Raw genomic sequence first — 16,684 nt, forward strand, 5'->3', positions numbered from 1 at the left:
GATGAAACTCCGCTTATTGGACCACGACTACTCGCCGACAGCCACGTAGCGGTAGGTCTCGCCGTCGTCCTCGTCCTCTTCCTGCGGATCGTCCAGCACCACCTCGAAGGGCAGCGCCTTCAGTTTCGCCTGGTTTTCTTCCGAGATGTAATGGTGCGACAGGTCCAGGCGCTTCAGCTTGCCCAGCTGCGTGTGATTGAGCACGGCCACGGCGCCCAGGTCGCCGATGGTGCCCAGCGACAGGTCCAGGGTGTCGAGCTGCGCCACCAGCGGTTCTTCCGCCAGCCAGACGGCCAGGTCGTCGGCGATTTCCGCGTCGCGCAGGCCCAGGTAGCGCAGGGTCGGCACCGTCAGCTGCGCCAACAACTTGCGGTACAGGTCGACGTCGCCCGAGAAGCCATAGTCGTCCGTGCCCAGCCACAGTTCCAGGTGTTCCAGCTGCGGCATGCTCGATTGCGCCAGCGCCTCGGCGATCTTTTGATCGAGGCCGCCCGCTTCGATGGTGAAGCGGCGCAGGTGCTGGTGGGCGAACGGTTCGATGACGAGCTCATTGCCGCCGCGGATGCGCAATTCTTCCAGCAGCGGGAAGGCGTCGAGCAGGGGCTTGTAGCTGCCTTGCACGATCCACGAGATTTCGCATTCTTCGTACGTCATGTCGCCGATGAACAGGGCGCGCAAGTTGGGCAGCTGCGGCGCGTGGGCGATCAGCGCGGCGATCACCTCGTCGGCGCCCGCTTCGTACGGATCGCCCCACATGCCGATGATCAGCGCCTCAAGTGCGTTCTTGTCGGTTTTTTCCAGGAAGCCGGCGATCAGGTCCGGCATCTTGCGCTTGTCGTCGTAGTCGAGCGACAGGCGGTAGACGATATCCTGCCCGGATTGCAGCGCAATATCAGGATCGTACTGGACGACCTTTTTTTGGTGGAAGAGGGTGGTACTTTCGGAAATCGTCATTGCTAAGGCTCCATGAAAGACAGTGGAAATCTTGTCTAATCCAAAATCTTAGCATGGGCGAAAGAGCTTATTGCACACCGCTGAAAAGCAACTATCTATGGATTACCACCAATAAGGCCTTGCCTTCCGTCTTGCCCAGGTTGCGGATCGTATGCGGCTGGTCCGCCGGATAGCGCGCCGTGCCGCCATTCTTGACCTTTTTCTTTGCCGCGCCCACTTCCAGCTCCAGGTTGCCGTGAATCACCGTCAAATGCTCGGTGGTGCCAGGGTCGTGCGGCTGCGAGGCCAGTTCGCCGCCTGGCGCCAGGGTCACTTCATACCATTCATATTTGCCGGCCAGTTCCATCGGTCCCAGGATGCGCAGCACGTAGCCCGCGTGGTCGCCGGGCAGGGTGGGGGTTTCGTGGGCATCCGTGATGCGGATGGTTTCCACGGCTTTTTCTGCGCTGGAGAGCAATTCGCCGATCTGCACGCCCAGGGCGTTGGCCAGGCGCCACGTGATGGCGATGGTGGGATTGGCTTTTTCGCGCTCGATTTGCGACAGCATGGACTTCGAGACGCCCGCGATGCGCGACAAATCCTCGAGTGTCAGGCCGCGCGCCAGGCGCAGCCGTTGCAGGGTGGCACCCACTTCAGGGGGAGAATTGGTCGAAACGCTGGTTTTCATCGGCAGGTGGCTTGCAAAGTTCAATAGGCTTGGGTAATATCCACTATATTGAATTTCAGTTCGACATAGTGGATTTTGAGGGGAAACACGGAAACGTGTAGACTTCAAACAGCGCTTCACGGTACAGCATACCGCGCGCACCGGTCAAGCGGCCGATCCCCCTATGGCGGCTGAGGTCACCCGGATACCACCCATACAACAGGGACATACAAGGATCATCATGAGCGAGCAAGCGAAGAACACCTTTTTCAGCGGTCTGCAACAGAATCTCGATCAATTGCGCCAGCAGGGCTTGTACAAGCCCGAGCGCGTGATCGCCTCGCGCCAGGGCGCCGAAGTGGTGTGCGACGATGGCCGTACCCTGATCAATATGTGTGCGAACAACTACCTGGGCCTGTCCGGCGACCTGCAGACGCAGGAAGCGTCTATTGCCGCCACGCAAAAATACGGCTACGGCCTGTCGTCCGTGCGCTTCATCTGCGGCACGCAAACCGTGCATAAAGAACTGGAACAGGCCATCTCCAGCTTCCTGGGCACCGAGGACACGATTTTGTATGCGGCCGCATTCGACGCCAACGGCGGCGTGTTCGAGCCCCTGTTCGACGAAAACGACGCCATCATCTCGGACGCGCTGAACCACGCTTCCATCATCGACGGCATCCGCCTGTGCAAGGCTGGCCGCTACCGCTATGCGCACAATGACATGGCCGACCTGGAAGTGCAGCTGCAAGCGGCGATTGCCGCCGGCAAGCGCCATAAAGTCATCGTCACGGACGGGGTGTTCTCGATGGACGGCACGATCGCGCAGCTGGACAAGATCTGCGACCTGGCCGACAAGTATGGCGCGCTGGTGATGATCGACGAATGCCACGCTTCCGGCTTCATGGGCGCGACGGGCCGCGGCACGCACGAGCATCACAATGTGATGGGCCGCATCGACATCATCACGGGCACCCTGGGCAAGGCCCTGGGCGGTGCCATGGGCGGTTTCACGTCGGCGCGCAAGGAAGTCATCGACACCCTGCGCCAGAAATCGCGCCCGTATCTGTTCTCCAACACCCTGGCGCCATCGATCGCCGGCGCCTCGCTGTCGGTGCTCGAGCGCCTGGCCAAGTCGACGGAACTGCGCGACCGCCTGCATGACAACACGGCATTCTTCCGCAGCGAGATCGAGCGCATCGGCTTTACCATCAAGCCGGGCACCCATCCGGTGGTTCCCGTGATGCTGTTCGACGCGCCCGTGGCGCAGAAGTTCGCCGCCCGCCTGTATGAACTGGGCGTGCTGGTGACGGGCTTCTTCTACCCGGTCGTGCCGATGGGTCAGGCGCGTGTCCGCGTGCAGCTGTCGGCCGCGCACACGCGCGAACAGCTGGTGCAAGTGCTGGCTGCCTTCGAGCAGGCGGGCAAGGAACTCGGCTTGCTGACCACCACTACCACTACCAACTAACAAGAATTCAGGAACATAGCATGGAACGCATCTTAGTCATTGGCGCAAACGGCCAAATCGGTAGTGAACTGGTGGGCGCGCTGGCGCAGCAGCACGGGGCGGACAACGTCATCGCCAGCGACATCGGCACGAACAATCTGTACCAGGCCAAGCGCTACGCGCAATTGAATGTGCTGGACAAGGACGGCCTGGCGGCCATCATCGCCGATGAAGGCATCACCCAGGTGTACCAGCTGGCGGCCATGCTGTCGGCCACGGGCGAAGCGGCGCCGCTGAAGGCGTGGAGCCTGAACATGGATGGCTTGCTGAATATCCTGGAACTGGCGCGCGAACGGGGCGAAGCGGGCAAGCCTTTGCGCATCTTCTGGCCGTCGTCGATTGCCGCCTTCGGCCCGAACACGCCGCAAGTCAACACCCCGCAAATGACGGTGATGGACCCGACCTCGATGTACGGCATCAGCAAGCTGGCCGGCGAGCGCCTGTGCGAGTATTACTTCAACAAGTATGGCGTGGACGTGCGCAGCATCCGCTACCCGGGCATCATCAGCTACAAATCGCCTCCGGGCGGCGGCACCACCGATTACGCCATCGCCATCTTCCATGCGGCCTTGCGCGGCGAACGCTATGACTGCTTCCTCGATGCGAACACCACCTTGCCGATGATTTACATGCCCGACGCCATCCGCGCCACCATCGAACTGATGGACGCGCCGGCGGCATCGGTCAGGATCCGTTCTTCGTACAACGTGGCCGGCGTGTCGTTCAACCCGGAGCAGCTGGCCAAAGCCATCGTGCACATGGTGCCGGACTTCAAGATCAGCTATAAGCCGGACAGCCGCCAGGCCATCGCCGACAGCTGGCCGCAAAGCCTGGACGACAGCAAGGCCAGCGCCGACTGGGGCTGGAAGGCGCAGATTGGCGTCGAGCAGATGGTCACGGACATGCTGGCCAATGTCGACGTGGGGCATGCCGCAAAGGCAGCTTGACTTCAGTACCGGCATTCATAAAAACATACTAATATAAAGAGACACTACATGGATATGAGCGTATTTGACCTGTTCAAGATCGGCATCGGGCCGTCGAGTTCCCATACGGTGGGGCCGATGGCGGCGGCGCGGCGTTTTCTGGTCGAATACGGTCCGCTGGACCAGGTAGTGGGCGTCGAAGCGGCCCTGTACGGCTCGCTGGCGCTGACGGGGGTGGGCCATGCCACGGACAAGGCCGTCATTCTGGGTCTGATGGGCGAAACGCCGCAGGACGTGGCACCCGATGCCGTCGACAGCAAGCTGGCCGCCATCGAGGCGGCCGGTGAAATCGCGCTGCTGGGCACGCGCGTGGTGCCATTCACGGCCGCCACGGGCCTGGTCTGGCACAAGAGCGAATCCCTGCCCGAACACCCGAACGGCATGCGCTTCACCCTCAAACTGGCCGATGGCAGCCGGGTCGACAAGGTGTATTACTCGATCGGCGGCGGTTTTATCCGCGAAGCGGAAGAAGTTCAAACTGCGGCGCAGGCCGAAGCGGCCGTGGAGTCGGCCGCCAGCGCGCGGGTCGTCTTCCCTTTTGATACCATGGAGCAGTTGCTGGCGCATGGCGTGGAAAGCGGCCTGTCGATCCCGGAAATGCTGCGCGCGAATGAGTGCGTCAAGCGCAGCGAGACGGAACTCGATGAAGGACTGGACCGTATCTGGCACGTCATGCGCGACTGCATCGCGCACGGCCTGGAAACGACGGGCAACCTGCCGGGCGGCTTGAACGTGAAGCGCCGCGCCGCCAAATTATGGCGTTTGGCGCAGGAGGCGAAGGCGTCGGACAACCGCGCCAACGACTTGCCGCACGACGCCGTGCACCTGGTCAGCCTGTACGCGATGGCCGTCAACGAGGAAAATGCGGCCGGCGGGCGCGTGGTGACGGCGCCGACCAACGGCGCCGCCGGCATCATCCCGGCCGTGCTGCGCTACTACGCGCAGGATTGCCGCCCCAGCGACCCGGTCGGCGGCGTGCGCCGCTTCATGCTGACGGCTGCCGCCATCGGCATGCTGTGCAAGCGCAATGCCTCGATCTCGGGCGCCGAAGTGGGTTGCCAGGGCGAAGTGGGCGTGGCCTGCGCCATGGCGGCGGCGGGCCTGGTGGCGGCACTGGGCGGCACGAACGAGCAGATCGAGAACGCGGCCGAAATCGGCATCGAGCACCACCTGGGCATGACGTGCGACCCCATCGGCGGCCTGGTGCAGATCCCCTGCATCGAGCGCAATGGCATGGGTGCCGTGAAAGCCATCACGGCCGCCTCGCTGGCGCTGAAGGGCGACGGCACGCACTTCGTCAGCCTCGACGAAGTCATCGAAACCATGCGCCAGACGGGCGCGGACATGCAGGACAAGTACAAGGAAACATCCTTGGGCGGGCTGGCCGTGCACGTGATTACGGTGAACCACGCCGCTTGCTGAGGGCGACGCGATATACCTACTGCGCAGCCCACTTTCGCGTCGGCGTTGCTCGCCGTACCCTGGTACGGCTGCGCTACTCAACGCGACATTGGGCTTGCTCGCTACGGTTTCTTGCGCCGCCGTGACGTCCCGGGCGCGGATATAAAGACGGAATCGCCTTAATCTTCCTCAAACAACTGCTCCAGCCTTCTTGGGTAGTTATTCAGAAAATCGCGCGTGACGGCGTAGTGTTCCGTGTCTTCATACGCCACTTCGTGGATGCCGCCGCCCGTAAAGCTGAGGATTTTTGCGTTCGGGTAGGCCAGCAGGATGGGCGAATGGGTGGCGATGATCAGCTGCGAGTCGTCCTGCACCAGCTGGTGGATCACGGACAGCGCCGCCATCTGGCGGCTCGGCGACAGGGCCGCCTCGGGTTCGTCCAGCAGATACAAGCCTTTGCCCCGCAGCTTGTTGACCAGGGTGGCCATGAACGCTTCGCCGTGCGATTGCGCGTGCAGCGACTTGCCGCCATAGCTGCCCAGGTACTCGGGCATGTCGTCCATATAGGTGGCGACGTTGAAAAAGCTCTCGGCGCGCAAAAAATAACTGTCATCGGGCTTCTTGTAGCTCTTGCTCAAACGCAAATGCGCGTGCAAGCCCGATTCCTCGTCCGATGGCAGGGCGATGCGCACGCTGCGCGTGCCGCCATCCTTGCCGAAGCCCAGCGCCACGGCCAGGGCTTCTAGCATGGTCGACTTGCCGCTGCCATTCTCGCCCACGAAGAACGTCACATCGCGGTGGAAATCCATGTGCACGAAATCGCGGATGGCAGGGATGGTGAACGGATAGTGATCCAGGTCGACGACGGCGTCGGGGCGCAGCGCGGCGCTTTGCAGATACGGTTTTTTACTCAGCGACATGGCCGGTTCCATGAATGGCCCGGAAGCGGGCCGACAAACACCAGTGTGGCGCAAATGAGGCGCCCGCGCCAGTATGCGGATGCATCTTTGTACGGAGCGTTGATCTCGTCATAAAAAATTTCCAAAATGCAACGCTTTATGTCTGCCGGACGCTGCTGTCTGACAACACGCGCGCCAGCCAGGACGGCAGCGTACGCACGCGATTCGCCTTGGACGGCGGCTGGCACTATAATATCCGCTGCCATTCATGATCAACCGCACTCAGCTCAACTGGACTCTTCAAATTTATGCACTACGTGTCTACCCGCGCTGATAAAGCGCCATTGAATCTGCAGCAATTTTCCGACATCCTCCTGGGCGGCCTGGCCCCCGATGGCGGACTGTATCTCCCTGAACACTACCCGCAAGTCACTGGTGCCGAGCTCAACGCCTGGCGCACATTGTCGTATGCCGACCTGGCATTCGAAATCCTGAAGAAGTTCGCCACCGATATCCCGGCCGCGGACCTGAAGGCACTGACGGCGAAAACCTATACCAAGGCAGTCTACAAGAACGCCCGCGCCGGCGAAAACGCGGCCGACATCACGCCGCTGCGCGTGCTCGAAGAAAACGTCGTCAAGGGCGGCCAGACTACCCTGATGCTGCAGGCGCTGTCGAACGGCCCGACCCTGGCCTTCAAGGACATGGCCATGCAGCTGCTGGGCAACCTGTTCGAATACACGCTGGCCAAGCACGACGCCGAACTCAATATCTTCGGCGCCACGTCGGGCGACACGGGCAGCGCGGCCGAATACGCGATGCGCGGCAAGAAGGGCATCCGCGTCTTCATGCTGTCGCCGCACAAGAAAATGAGCGCCTTCCAGACGGCGCAGATGTTCAGCCTGCAAGACCCGAACATCTATAACATCGCCGTCGAAGGCGTGTTCGACGACTGCCAGGATATGGTGAAAGCCGTGTCGAACGACTTGCCGTTCAAGGCGAAACAGAAGATCGGCACCGTCAATTCCATCAACTGGGCAAGAGTCGTGGCGCAGGTCGTGTACTACTTCCGCGGCTACCTGGCGGCCACCACCAGCAACGAGCAGAAGGTGTCGTTCACGGTGCCGTCTGGTAACTTTGGCAATATCTGCGCCGGCCATATCGCCCGCATGATGGGTTTACCCATCTCGAAACTGGTGGCGGCGACGAATGAGAACGACGTGCTCGACGAATTCTTCCGCACGGGCGTCTACCGCGTGCGCAAGTCGGCCGAAACGTATCACACGAGCAGCCCGTCGATGGATATCTCGAAAGCGTCGAACTTCGAGCGCTTCGTCTACGACCTGGTGGGCCGCGACAGCAACCGCGTGCGCGCCCTGTTCACGAAAGTGGAAACGCACGGCGGCTTTGATTTGTCCGGCAAGCCTGGCAGCGATGGCGACGAATTCAAGCTGGTGGCCAAATATGGCTTCAAGTCCGGCAAGTCCACGCACCAGGACCGCCTTGACACCATCCGCGACGTGGCCGACGACTACGGCATCACCATCGACACGCACACGGCCGACGGCATCAAGGTGGCGCGCGAGCACCTGGAGCCGAACGTGCCGATGATCGTGCTGGAAACGGCGCTGGCGGCCAAGTTCAACGAAACCATCCTCGAAGCGCTGGGCGTGGACGCGGAGCGGCCAGCCGGTTTCGAAAACATCGAAGACTTGCCGCAGAAGTTTGTCGTGATGGATGCGGATGTGGAAAAGATGAAGGCGTACATCGCCTCGAACACGGGACTGTGATGACAGACGCCAGCACTGTACGCAAACCGATGCTGTCGGTGGCCGAGGCGCAAGCCTTCATGCTGGGCGCGGCGCGTCCGGTGGCCGACGTGGAGCTGGTCGACACCATGCGCGCCAATGGCCGCGTGCTGGCGGCCGCGCAAACGTCGACCCTGAACGTGCCCGAGCGCGACAACACGCAGATGGATGGCTATGCCGTGCGCGCGCGCGATTGCGCCAGCGGCGCGGCCAGCCTGCCCGTGTCGCAGCGCATCGCGGCCGGCCACGTGGGCCAGCCCTTGCAGCCGGGGACGGCGGCGCGCATCTTCACGGGCGCCTTGCTCCCGGACGGCGCCGATTGCGTGGTGATGCAGGAGCAGTGCACCGTGGCGGACGGTGTGGTGACGGTCAATCACGTGCCGCACGCGGGCGAATGGGTGCGGCGCCAGGGCGAGGATATCCGCGCCGGCGGCCAGATTCTGGATGCCGGCCGGCGCCTGCGCAGCCAGGAAATGGGCCTGGCCGCCTCGGTGGGACTGGCGCAAGTCCCGGTGCTGCGCAAGCTGCGCGTGGCCGTCTTTTTCACGGGCGACGAGCTGGCCATGCCCGGCCAGCCTTTGGCGCCGGGCGCCGTCTACAATTCGAACCGTTTTACCCTGCGCGGCCTGCTGGAAAATCTGGGTTGCGAGATCACGGACCTGGGCATCGTGCCCGACAGCCTGGCAGCGACGCGCGCCGTGCTGTGCCAGGCGGCCCAGGGCAATGATCTGATCATCACCTCGGGCGGCGTGTCCGTGGGCGAGGAAGACCATATCAAGCCGGCCGTGGAAGCGGAAGGGCGGCTGAATATGTGGCAAATCGCCGTCAAGCCGGGCAAACCGCTGGCGTTTGGGGAAGTGCAGGAGGCGTTCTTTGTCGGCTTGCCCGGCAATCCCGTCTCCAGCTTCGTCACCTTCCTGCTGTTCGTGCGCCCGTTCATTTTGCGCCTGCAGGGCGTGGCGGGCAATCTGGCGCCGCGCAGCTACAAGCTGCCGGCCAATTTCGAACGCCTGAAGGCGGACAAGCGCAACGAGTTCTTGCGCGCCAAGGTCAATGACGAAGGCGAGCTGGAACTGTTTGCCAACCAGAGCTCGGGCGTGCTGACGTCCACCGTGTGGGGCGACGGCTTGATCGATTGCCCGCCGGGGCTGTCGATCGCGCGCGGCGACATGCTGCGCTTTATCCCGTTTAACGAATTGCTGTACTGAGGAAGTATCGATGAAGATCAATCTGCGTTTTTTCGCCAGCGTGCGCGAGCTGGTGGGCACGGGCCAGGAAGTCCTGGAAGTGGCCGGGCCGCTGACGGTGGGCGAGGTGAGAGCCCTGCTGATCGCCCGCGGCGGCAACTGGGAATATGCGCTGGCCCAGGGCCGCGCGCTGCGCATGGCGCAGAATCAGGTGATGTGCGATGCCGATACCGTGATTGCTGACGGCGATGAAGTGGCATTCTTTCCGCCCGTGACGGGCGGCTGATCCTGCTAGCCAAATGCGACGGCCACTTCATCGAAGTGGCCGTTTTTTCATGACGACTTGGTTTTTGGTTTGCTGGCCGTGCTATCGCTGCAGGTGGCGCAGGCGACGGCTTTACGGTAGCGCCAGTACTTCGAGCCAATAAAAATGGCCGATGCCACCAGCGACCAGGCCAGCGCGCTGAGGATATCAGCCTGGCTTGTGGTGCCCTTGCTGTACTCGACCACTGTCAGGATGATGAATAAAATCGAACTGGCCAGCAAATAACGGGAAATCCAGTATCCTGCGCCCATATGTTTCTCCTCTTGTCGTCTCGTTGTCTCGTGAAGTCAAAGTGCCGATCGCCGCAGCATGTCCGCGCAGTATGCATCATTTTTCGGCATTCTTGCCATCCCCGGGCCTGATCTCGACTAAAATGCCGGGGTTTTCACCGTCTCCCCAGCTTGCCATGACCCATTCCAGCCTTCCTCCGTTTCACATCGCCGTCATCGGCGGCGGCCCCGCCGGCCTGATGGCCGCGCAGGCGGCCAGCGAGCAGGGAGCCAGGGTGGAGCTGTTTGACGCCATGCCGTCCGTCGGCCGCAAATTCCTGCTGGCCGGGCGCGGCGGCATGAATATCACGCATGCGGAAGGCTACCAGGCCTTTGTCTCGCGCTACGCCAGGCAGGCCAGCCGCGTGAAACCGGCGCTCGACCAGTTCGGCCCGCAAAAGGTGCGCGACTGGGTGCACGGCCTGGGCGTGGAGACCTTTGTCGGCTCCTCGAACCGCGTCTTCCCGACGGACATGAAGGCCGCGCCCTTGCTGCGCGCCTGGCTGCACCGCTTGCGCGAAGCGGGCGTGCAATTTCACATGCGGCACCGCTGGACGGGCTGGCGCGACGGCCAGCTGGCCTTTGCCACGCCGGACGGCGAACGCCGCTTCACTTTTGATGCCGTGATCCTGGCGCTCGGTGGCGGCAGCTGGGCACGGCTTGGTTCCGATGGCGCCTGGGTGCCGCTGCTGCAAGGGCAGGGCGTGGCGGTGCAAGCGCTGGCGCCGGCCAATTGCGGCTTCGACGTGGACTGGAGCGAGCATTTCAGCAGCCGTTACGCGGGCGAGCACCTGGCCACGGTGGCCATCACGGCGCATGACATCGACGGTTTGACGGTCAAGCGCCAGGGGCAGTGCGTCATCACGGCGGGCGGCGTCGAAGGCGGCCTGATTTATGCGCTGTCGGCCGCGCTGCGCGAGCAGATCGCGGTTGAGGGCCACACCACCATCTGGCTCGACCTGGCGCCCGATCACAGTCATGCACGCGTGTTCGAGGAAGTGACGCGCCCCCGTGGCGCCCGTTCCATGTCCAGCCACCTGCAAAGCCGGCTGGGGCTAAAAGGCGTGAAATCGGGCTTGCTGCGCGAATGCCTGAGCGCGGCCGACTTCGCCGACGAAGCCAAACTGGCGGACGCCATCAAGCTGCTGCCCGTCACGCTCAAGCGCCCGCGCCCCATCGATGAAGCCATCAGCAGCGCCGGCGGCGTGGATTTCGACGGCGTCGACGGCAGCATGCTGCGCGCCATGCCGGGCGTGTTCGTGGCAGGCGAAATGCTGGACTGGGAAGCGCCGACCGGCGGCTACCTGCTGACGGCCTGCCTGGCGCAAGGCAAGGCGGCCGGGGAGCAGGCGGTCAGCTGGCTGGAGGCGAAAGTGAATGCCGAAAGTTAATGCCAGGTAATCTCGCCTGATCCGCTTTTCTGGGTTTCGCGCTGGCGCGGGTTGCCGTGGACGTGGATGTCGCCGCTGCCGCGCAGGGTCAGGTTGGTGGCATCGCGCACGAAGACGGTGCTCTGGCCCGAGCCTTGCAGGCTGACGCTGGCCTTGTCGGCCGCCAGGTGCTCGGCATCGATGTCGCCAGAACCGCTCAGGTCGGCGCGCAGGAATTTCGTGTTGCCGCTGGCGGCGATGCGCCCGGAGCCCACCATTTCCAGCACCACGCTGTCGCTGTTGCCGGCATTGATATCGAGGTCGCCGCTGCCGTTGACGGTGGCGGCAACCTGCTTGTAGCGGCCCGTGAAGCTGACGTCGCCCGATCCCGTCAATTCCAGGATGAAACTGTCGCCGGAAAATCCCGTGATCTTGCTGTCGCCATTGCCGTGCACCTCCATGCGCACGAGGGCGGGCAGCACCAGTTCCACCTGCAGCGGCTGGCGATGGTGGAACAGCATGCCTTTCGGCCCGATATGCAGGGTCGTGCCATCGGCCGTGGTATCGACGTTGGCCAGCAAGCGCTGCTCGCCGCTGACCTTCAGCGATGGCGTGGCGCCGCGGCGCAGCACCAGGTCGATGGGGCCAGCCAGGTCGATGCTGTTGATATTGGCGGAAACCGGGCGCGTTTCGCTGCGCACGGCGCGGCCGGCGGCGCTGCTGGGATTGCTGATCCCCTTGGCGCGCAGCGCCGCATACGACATGGCGATCAGGACCAGTGCCAGCAAGAGCATGGACAGGCCAACTTTGAGCAAGCGTTTCATGACAGCCTTTCTATTCTAGTGACCTTTGAGCAGGGAGACATTCATGGCGACGTAGCGCTTGATGCCGATCAAGGTATAGCGCGTGACGACCAGACTGAGCAGGAAGATGGCGATGCCGCCGAGCAGCATGCCCACGCCGAAGACGGTTTGCGTGGTGCGCGCATCGCGGTCCATGTCGGTGGAGATGCGGATGCCGCCACCGGCCAGCGCTTCGGCCCGCTCCATCATGCGCGAGGAAGCGCCGGGCGCCCCGGGCTCGGACTCGGCTGGGTCACTCTGCAAGGGGCCGGGCAGGTGATCGATTTCGATGCCCGTGTCGCCGATGGTGATGCGCGTTTCGCGCCGTTCGCCGCCTTCATCGTCCTGGATGAAGACGTGGCGCAGCGGGCCATCGAGCACCAGTTCGTTTGCGCCGGACAAGCCGCTGGCCGTGATGGCGATGCCGGCCAGGTAAAAGCTCAGGCCGACGGCATACAGGGTGGCCAGCAAGGCCGCGTAGACGGCGGCAGGCACGACCATGAACAGGTTGAAGATGGCCAGGCCCACCAGCGAGACGAGCAGGCGCAGCAGGTTGACGGGGGTTTTCTTCTGTTCGAAGGCCTGGCGGTGGGTGCTGCTGCGCAAGGTGAGGGCGATTTTTTTCGGGTCGCCCAGGTCGTCGGCGATCTCGTGCTCGCTGCGGCCGGCCGCAGCGCCTTCGATGAAGGTCTGTTCGTAATAATCGAGGGTCTTGGCCACCAGGTCCGGTGGCAAGCCGGCCAGCGCGCGCCGCAGAGAGTCGAGATAATCTTGCTTGTTCATCATATTCTTCCTGTGCGTCCGTTTTTCCGCTTCAGCCCATGGCCGGCAGCAGCATGCTTGCCTGGCTCAGCATCAATGGCGCTGGAGGCGTTTGCTGACCGTGAATCACGATCAAGGTGGCCAGCACCACGCCAGCCAGCAGCGCCAGGGCTTTCAAGCTGTTTTTCAAGTGCAAGGTGGTGTGCATGGTATTCCCCGTGGCATGGCCGTTGTCGATGATCAGACTGTACCCAAGCGCACGCGGGCGCACCAGCGCGGTGCGACAGAATGCAATTTCGCGGGGGCGAGCGACACCAGGGGAGGATGCACCGTCAAGTTTATTTTGACGCCTTGCCCGTGTTCACCATCTTGGCCGCCGCCACGCCGCTGCGCACGGCCGCCTCGATGGTGGCCGGATAGTCTTGCGTGCGGTCATCATTGGCCGTGTAGTCGCCCGCCAGCAGCAAGCCCGGCACGCCGCTGGCGTTGCCGGGGCGCAATAAATCCGGCATGCAGGCAAAGGTGGCGCGCTTTTCCGTGATCAGCTGTGTCCAGGCGGGCTGGGCCAGGGCTGGGCGCTGCAATACCTGCGCCAGCTGCGCCGCGATGGCTTGCGCCAATGGTCCGTGGCCTTGCTCGGCGGCAAGGCCGGAGGCGCTGATGACGACGGCCAGCAAGCCCGCCTGGTTGCTGTCGAGCTGGCCCCGGTCGAAGACGAACTGGCCCCAGTGCTGTTGTTCTGGCGCATCGACGAGCGCGTAAAACGGCAAGTCCAGGCGCACGCTGGCGTTGTATTGCAGGTAGCAGGTGCTGATGGCTTCCGGCGTAAACGCCTGCATGCGATTGATGACGTCGGCCAGGCGTGTGTCGTGCAAGCCTTGCAGCAGGCTGGCGGCCTGCACGGATGAGGTGGCGACGATCACGCCATCAAAGCTTTCCCCATCATCGAGCCGCCAGAGGCCATCGGGCAAGGCGTGCAAGGCGGCAACCTTGGCGCCCGTGCGTACTGCGCCGCCATGCTGTTCCACATAGCGGGCCGCCGCGTCGGGGAGCAGGGCACTCAGGTTTGCCTTCGGGATCAGCATGTCGGAAGCGCGGCGGCGGGACGCCCCCAGGCTGTCGCGCAGCACGTTGATGAAGACGCGGGCCGAGGCCCGCTCGGGCGGGGTATTCAGCGCGGCCAGGCACAGCGGATGCCACATCAGCCGGTTCAAGCGGTCCGTCTGGTCGAAGCGCTGCAGCAATTCGCTGACCGTGCAATCGTTGTACAGTTGCCAGCCCATCGTCCGCATGGCGGTGGAAAAGCGCATCAGGGCCAGCTTGTCGGCGCGCTGCAAACCTTTGGCGCGCAGCAGGGCCCATGCCAGGTGCAGCGGCGCGGGCAGGCGCGGCGCGATGAAGTCCATGCCTTTAGTGCCGGCCGGGTAGCGCATCTGCAGGGGCAGGGTGAGGATCAGGTCTGCAGGGTCTTGCCCCGCCAGCTTGATCAGGCGCAAGGTTTCCGTGTACGCGCCCAGCAGGATGTGCTGGCCGTTGTCGAGCACAGTACTTTCGCGTTCGACACGCCGCGCGCGTCCGCCCAGGGTGCGCGCCGCCTCGAATACGCTCACCGCGTGACCGGCGCGCGCCAGTTCCATGGCCGCCGCGCAGCCAGCCCAGCCGGCGCCGATGACGGCGTAGCGCTGCTTCACGATATGCTTAGCCACGAACCCAGGTCTTCCAGGCCAGCCACAGTTTGCGGATCGGCGTGAGCGAGATGCGCTGTTGCAGCACGTGGTAGCCGTCGCGCTCGACTTCATTGAGCAGGGTGCGGTAGATGGCGGCCATGATCAGGCCGGGGCGCTGGGCGCGGCGGTCCTCGGCTGGCAAGAGCGCGAAGGCGTCGTCGTACGCCGTTTGCGCGCGCGCCACCTGGAAACGCATGAGGTTTTCGAAGTGCTCGCTGTGGCGCGCGTTCAGCAGGTCCGCTGCCGTGACATTGAATTGCTGCAATTCGCTGATCGGCAGGTAGATGCGCCCCTTGCGCGCATCTTCGCCCACGTCGCGGATGATGTTGGTCAGCTGGAAGGCGTGGCCCAGTTTTTCCGCGTACAGCAGGGTTTCCGGGCGGGTCGCGCCAAAGATGCTGGCCGACAAGATGCCCACCACGCTGGCCACGTGCCAGCAATAGCGGCTCATGGCCTGGTAATCGAGGTAGCGGGTCTGGTTCAAGTCCATTTCCATGCCGTCGATGATGGCCTGCAAATGCTTTTCTTCCAGTGTATAGATGGCCAGGTGCGGCTGCAGCGCGCGCATCACGGGATGCGTGGGATTGCCCTCGTACATGGCCTTGACTTCCTTGCGCCACCAGACCAGCTTGGTGCGTGCCACGGCTTCGTCCGTGCATTCATCGACCGTGTCATCGACTTCGCGGCAGAAAGCGTACAGGGCCGTAATGGCCTTGCGGCGTTCGGCAGGCAGGAACAGGAAGCTGTAGTAGAAGCTGGAGCCGCTCTGGGCGGCCTTTTGTTGGCAGTATTCGTCGGGAGACATAGTCAAAAGAGCAAGGGTTGCAGATCGAAGCCGCTATTCTATCGTCTTACAGAGTGGGCGACGGGGGAAAAGCCGTTTTTACTTGTGTCTCTTGATGCAGGCTTTTGCGCGACATGCGCAGGGCGCGCCAGAAAATGATCAGCCAGTCGCGCTTCTCCAGCTTGGGCCGGCGCCGGAACACGTCGTAATTGACGGCTTCGATGGCTTCGAGAATGCGCAAGCCCCCTTGCACCACCAGGCGCAGTTCCCAGCCGATGCGCCCGCGCAGGCGCAGGGCCAGCGGCGCGCCGGACAGCATCAGGGCGCGCGTGCGGGCCACTTCGAAGCGCATCAGGGCGCTCCACTTGCCGTGCGCTTCGGGCCGCTCGAAGGCGGCGGCGGAGACGGCAAAGCGGGTCAGGTCTTCCATCGGCAGGTAGATGCGCTCTTTTTGCTGGTCGATGGCAACGTCTTGCAAGAAATTAATTAGTTGCAAAGCTGAACATATCGCATCGGAATCGCGTACATTCTGTTCATCGGCTGCGCCATACAAATGCAGCATCAGCAGCCCCACGGGGTTGGCCGAGCGGGCGCAGTAATCGAGCACGTCGTCATAGCTGGCGTAGCGCGTCGTTTCCACATCCTGCTTGAAGGCCGACAACAGATCGTAAAACGGCTTCAGCGGCAACTGGTGTTTGGCGATGACAGCGGCCAGGCGTTCGAACATGGCGGCGTTCTCGCCGGCATGGCCTTCGTGGCGGGCTATGCGGCCCAGCGCCTCTTCGTAGGCGTGCAGGGCTGCCAGGCGCTCGGCCGGCGTGGCGTCGCCTTCGTCGGCCAGGTCGTCGGCGCTGCGGGCGAAGGCATAGATGGCTTCGACGGCGGGCACCAGGCGGCGCGGCAGTAAAAATGATGCAACAGGAAAATTTTCGTAATGGTCTACAGGCATGAACACACTTCTCTAGTCTTGCGCTTGTCCGGCCCCCCCTCAAACGCTGGAATGTGGCCGGGCGTTGTACGCCTCAAGATTAATGACGCATAAGTCACTAAAAACTTTTACGCACGATTATAATTAATAACCAGAAAGTCATTAGGCGAAGAGGAATCCCCGCCACGACCAAGCTGATATTGTCACAAATTTAAGGATATCGCGTGCGAAAAAGTTTGGCTTGGCCCAAAGGACAAGCAAAAAGTTTCTCCGCATAAAAATATTACAG

The 16,684-nt window shown here is 62.9% G+C and carries 17 protein-coding genes; 7 read left to right on the plus strand and 10 right to left on the minus strand.

Going from position 1 to position 16,684, the window contains the following annotated elements:
- Positions 1-27: 27 nt before the first annotated feature.
- On the minus strand, positions 28-954 hold the full coding sequence (locus AC54AF_RS00830; RefSeq protein WP_496634626.1) for an STM4015 family protein: 927 nt from the start codon (positions 952-954) through the stop codon (positions 28-30).
- 91 nt (positions 955-1,045) lie between these two features.
- Positions 1,046-1,621 carry a helix-turn-helix domain-containing protein gene (locus AC54AF_RS00835; RefSeq protein WP_070218654.1) on the minus strand — a complete coding sequence of 192 codons (576 nt, stop codon included), beginning with the start codon at positions 1,619-1,621 and terminating at the stop codon, positions 1,046-1,048.
- Positions 1,622-1,841: 220 nt separating this feature from the next.
- Here AC54AF_RS00835 and kbl point away from each other — a divergent pair, with 220 nt between their 5' ends.
- Genes kbl through AC54AF_RS00850 form a run of 3 tightly spaced genes read left to right on the plus strand, consistent with a single transcriptional unit; the run spans position 1,842 to position 5,515 of the window.
- Positions 1,842-3,068, plus strand: coding sequence for a glycine C-acetyltransferase (gene kbl / locus AC54AF_RS00840; RefSeq protein WP_131686117.1), 1,227 nt, complete (start codon positions 1,842-1,844; stop codon positions 3,066-3,068).
- A gap of 20 nt (positions 3,069-3,088) precedes the next feature.
- Complete coding sequence (locus AC54AF_RS00845; RefSeq protein WP_496634628.1) at positions 3,089-4,054, plus strand: NAD-dependent epimerase/dehydratase family protein; 966 nt, start codon at positions 3,089-3,091, stop codon at positions 4,052-4,054.
- 48 nt (positions 4,055-4,102) lie between these two features.
- On the plus strand, positions 4,103-5,515 hold the full coding sequence (locus AC54AF_RS00850; RefSeq protein ID WP_496634630.1) for an L-serine ammonia-lyase: 1,413 nt from the start codon (positions 4,103-4,105) through the stop codon (positions 5,513-5,515).
- 158 nt (positions 5,516-5,673) lie between these two features.
- On the opposite strand, the gene AC54AF_RS00855 is transcribed toward AC54AF_RS00850, so the two are convergent.
- Positions 5,674-6,414 (minus strand): AAA family ATPase, encoded by a 741-nt coding sequence (locus AC54AF_RS00855; RefSeq protein WP_496634632.1) that lies wholly within the window; start codon positions 6,412-6,414, stop codon positions 5,674-5,676.
- Positions 6,415-6,701: 287 nt separating this feature from the next.
- On the opposite strand from AC54AF_RS00855, the gene thrC reads away from it, so the two are divergent.
- From thrC to moaD, 3 genes are read left to right on the plus strand one after another with little or no spacing between them, the layout of a single operon-like run.
- Positions 6,702-8,183, plus strand: a complete 1,482-nt coding sequence (gene thrC / locus AC54AF_RS00860) for a threonine synthase (RefSeq protein WP_496634634.1) — start codon at positions 6,702-6,704, stop codon at positions 8,181-8,183.
- Positions 8,183-9,409 carry a molybdopterin molybdotransferase MoeA gene (locus AC54AF_RS00865; RefSeq protein ID WP_496634636.1) on the plus strand — a complete coding sequence of 409 codons (1,227 nt, stop codon included), beginning with the start codon at positions 8,183-8,185 and terminating at the stop codon, positions 9,407-9,409. Before thrC ends, AC54AF_RS00865 begins: the two co-directional genes overlap by 1 nt.
- A gap of 10 nt (positions 9,410-9,419) precedes the next feature.
- Entirely contained in the window at positions 9,420-9,674 is a 255-nt protein-coding gene (gene moaD, locus AC54AF_RS00870; RefSeq protein ID WP_131686111.1) for a molybdopterin converting factor subunit 1, read from the plus strand.
- A gap of 47 nt (positions 9,675-9,721) precedes the next feature.
- Here moaD and AC54AF_RS00875 read toward each other — a convergent pair whose 3' ends face one another.
- The gene (locus AC54AF_RS00875) at positions 9,722-9,964 is read right to left on the minus strand and encodes a hypothetical protein (protein WP_496634637.1); all 243 of its coding nucleotides are present in this window, start codon (positions 9,962-9,964) and stop codon (positions 9,722-9,724) included.
- 155 nt (positions 9,965-10,119) lie between these two features.
- On the opposite strand from AC54AF_RS00875, the gene AC54AF_RS00880 reads away from it, so the two are divergent.
- Positions 10,120-11,373, plus strand: a complete 1,254-nt coding sequence (locus AC54AF_RS00880; RefSeq protein ID WP_496634639.1) for a TIGR03862 family flavoprotein — start codon at positions 10,120-10,122, stop codon at positions 11,371-11,373.
- Here the strand turns inward: AC54AF_RS00880 and AC54AF_RS00885 are convergent.
- From AC54AF_RS00885 to hpnC, 6 genes are all read right to left on the minus strand, one after another.
- Positions 11,370-12,176 (minus strand): head GIN domain-containing protein, encoded by an 807-nt coding sequence (locus AC54AF_RS00885; RefSeq protein ID WP_496634641.1) that lies wholly within the window; start codon positions 12,174-12,176, stop codon positions 11,370-11,372. The genes AC54AF_RS00880 and AC54AF_RS00885 overlap by 4 nt on opposite strands.
- Positions 12,177-12,191: 15 nt before the next feature.
- On the minus strand, positions 12,192-12,980 hold the full coding sequence (locus AC54AF_RS00890) for a DUF1700 domain-containing protein (protein WP_496634643.1): 789 nt from the start codon (positions 12,978-12,980) through the stop codon (positions 12,192-12,194).
- 28 nt (positions 12,981-13,008) lie between these two features.
- Complete coding sequence (locus AC54AF_RS00895) at positions 13,009-13,164, minus strand: hypothetical protein (protein ID WP_496634645.1); 156 nt, start codon at positions 13,162-13,164, stop codon at positions 13,009-13,011.
- 130 nt (positions 13,165-13,294) lie between these two features.
- The gene (gene hpnE / locus AC54AF_RS00900; RefSeq protein ID WP_496634647.1) at positions 13,295-14,662 is read right to left on the minus strand and encodes a hydroxysqualene dehydroxylase HpnE; all 1,368 of its coding nucleotides are present in this window, start codon (positions 14,660-14,662) and stop codon (positions 13,295-13,297) included.
- A complete protein-coding gene (gene hpnD / locus AC54AF_RS00905) occupies positions 14,655-15,488 on the minus strand; it encodes a presqualene diphosphate synthase HpnD (RefSeq protein WP_496634954.1) in 834 nt (277 codons plus the stop codon). Before hpnD ends, hpnE begins: the two co-directional genes overlap by 8 nt.
- Positions 15,489-15,534: 46 nt before the next feature.
- Positions 15,535-16,416, minus strand: a complete 882-nt coding sequence (gene hpnC, locus AC54AF_RS00910) for a squalene synthase HpnC (RefSeq protein WP_496634649.1) — start codon at positions 16,414-16,416, stop codon at positions 15,535-15,537.
- Positions 16,417-16,684 lie beyond the last annotated feature (268 nt).

Source organism: Janthinobacterium sp. JF4, assembly GCF_059617925.1.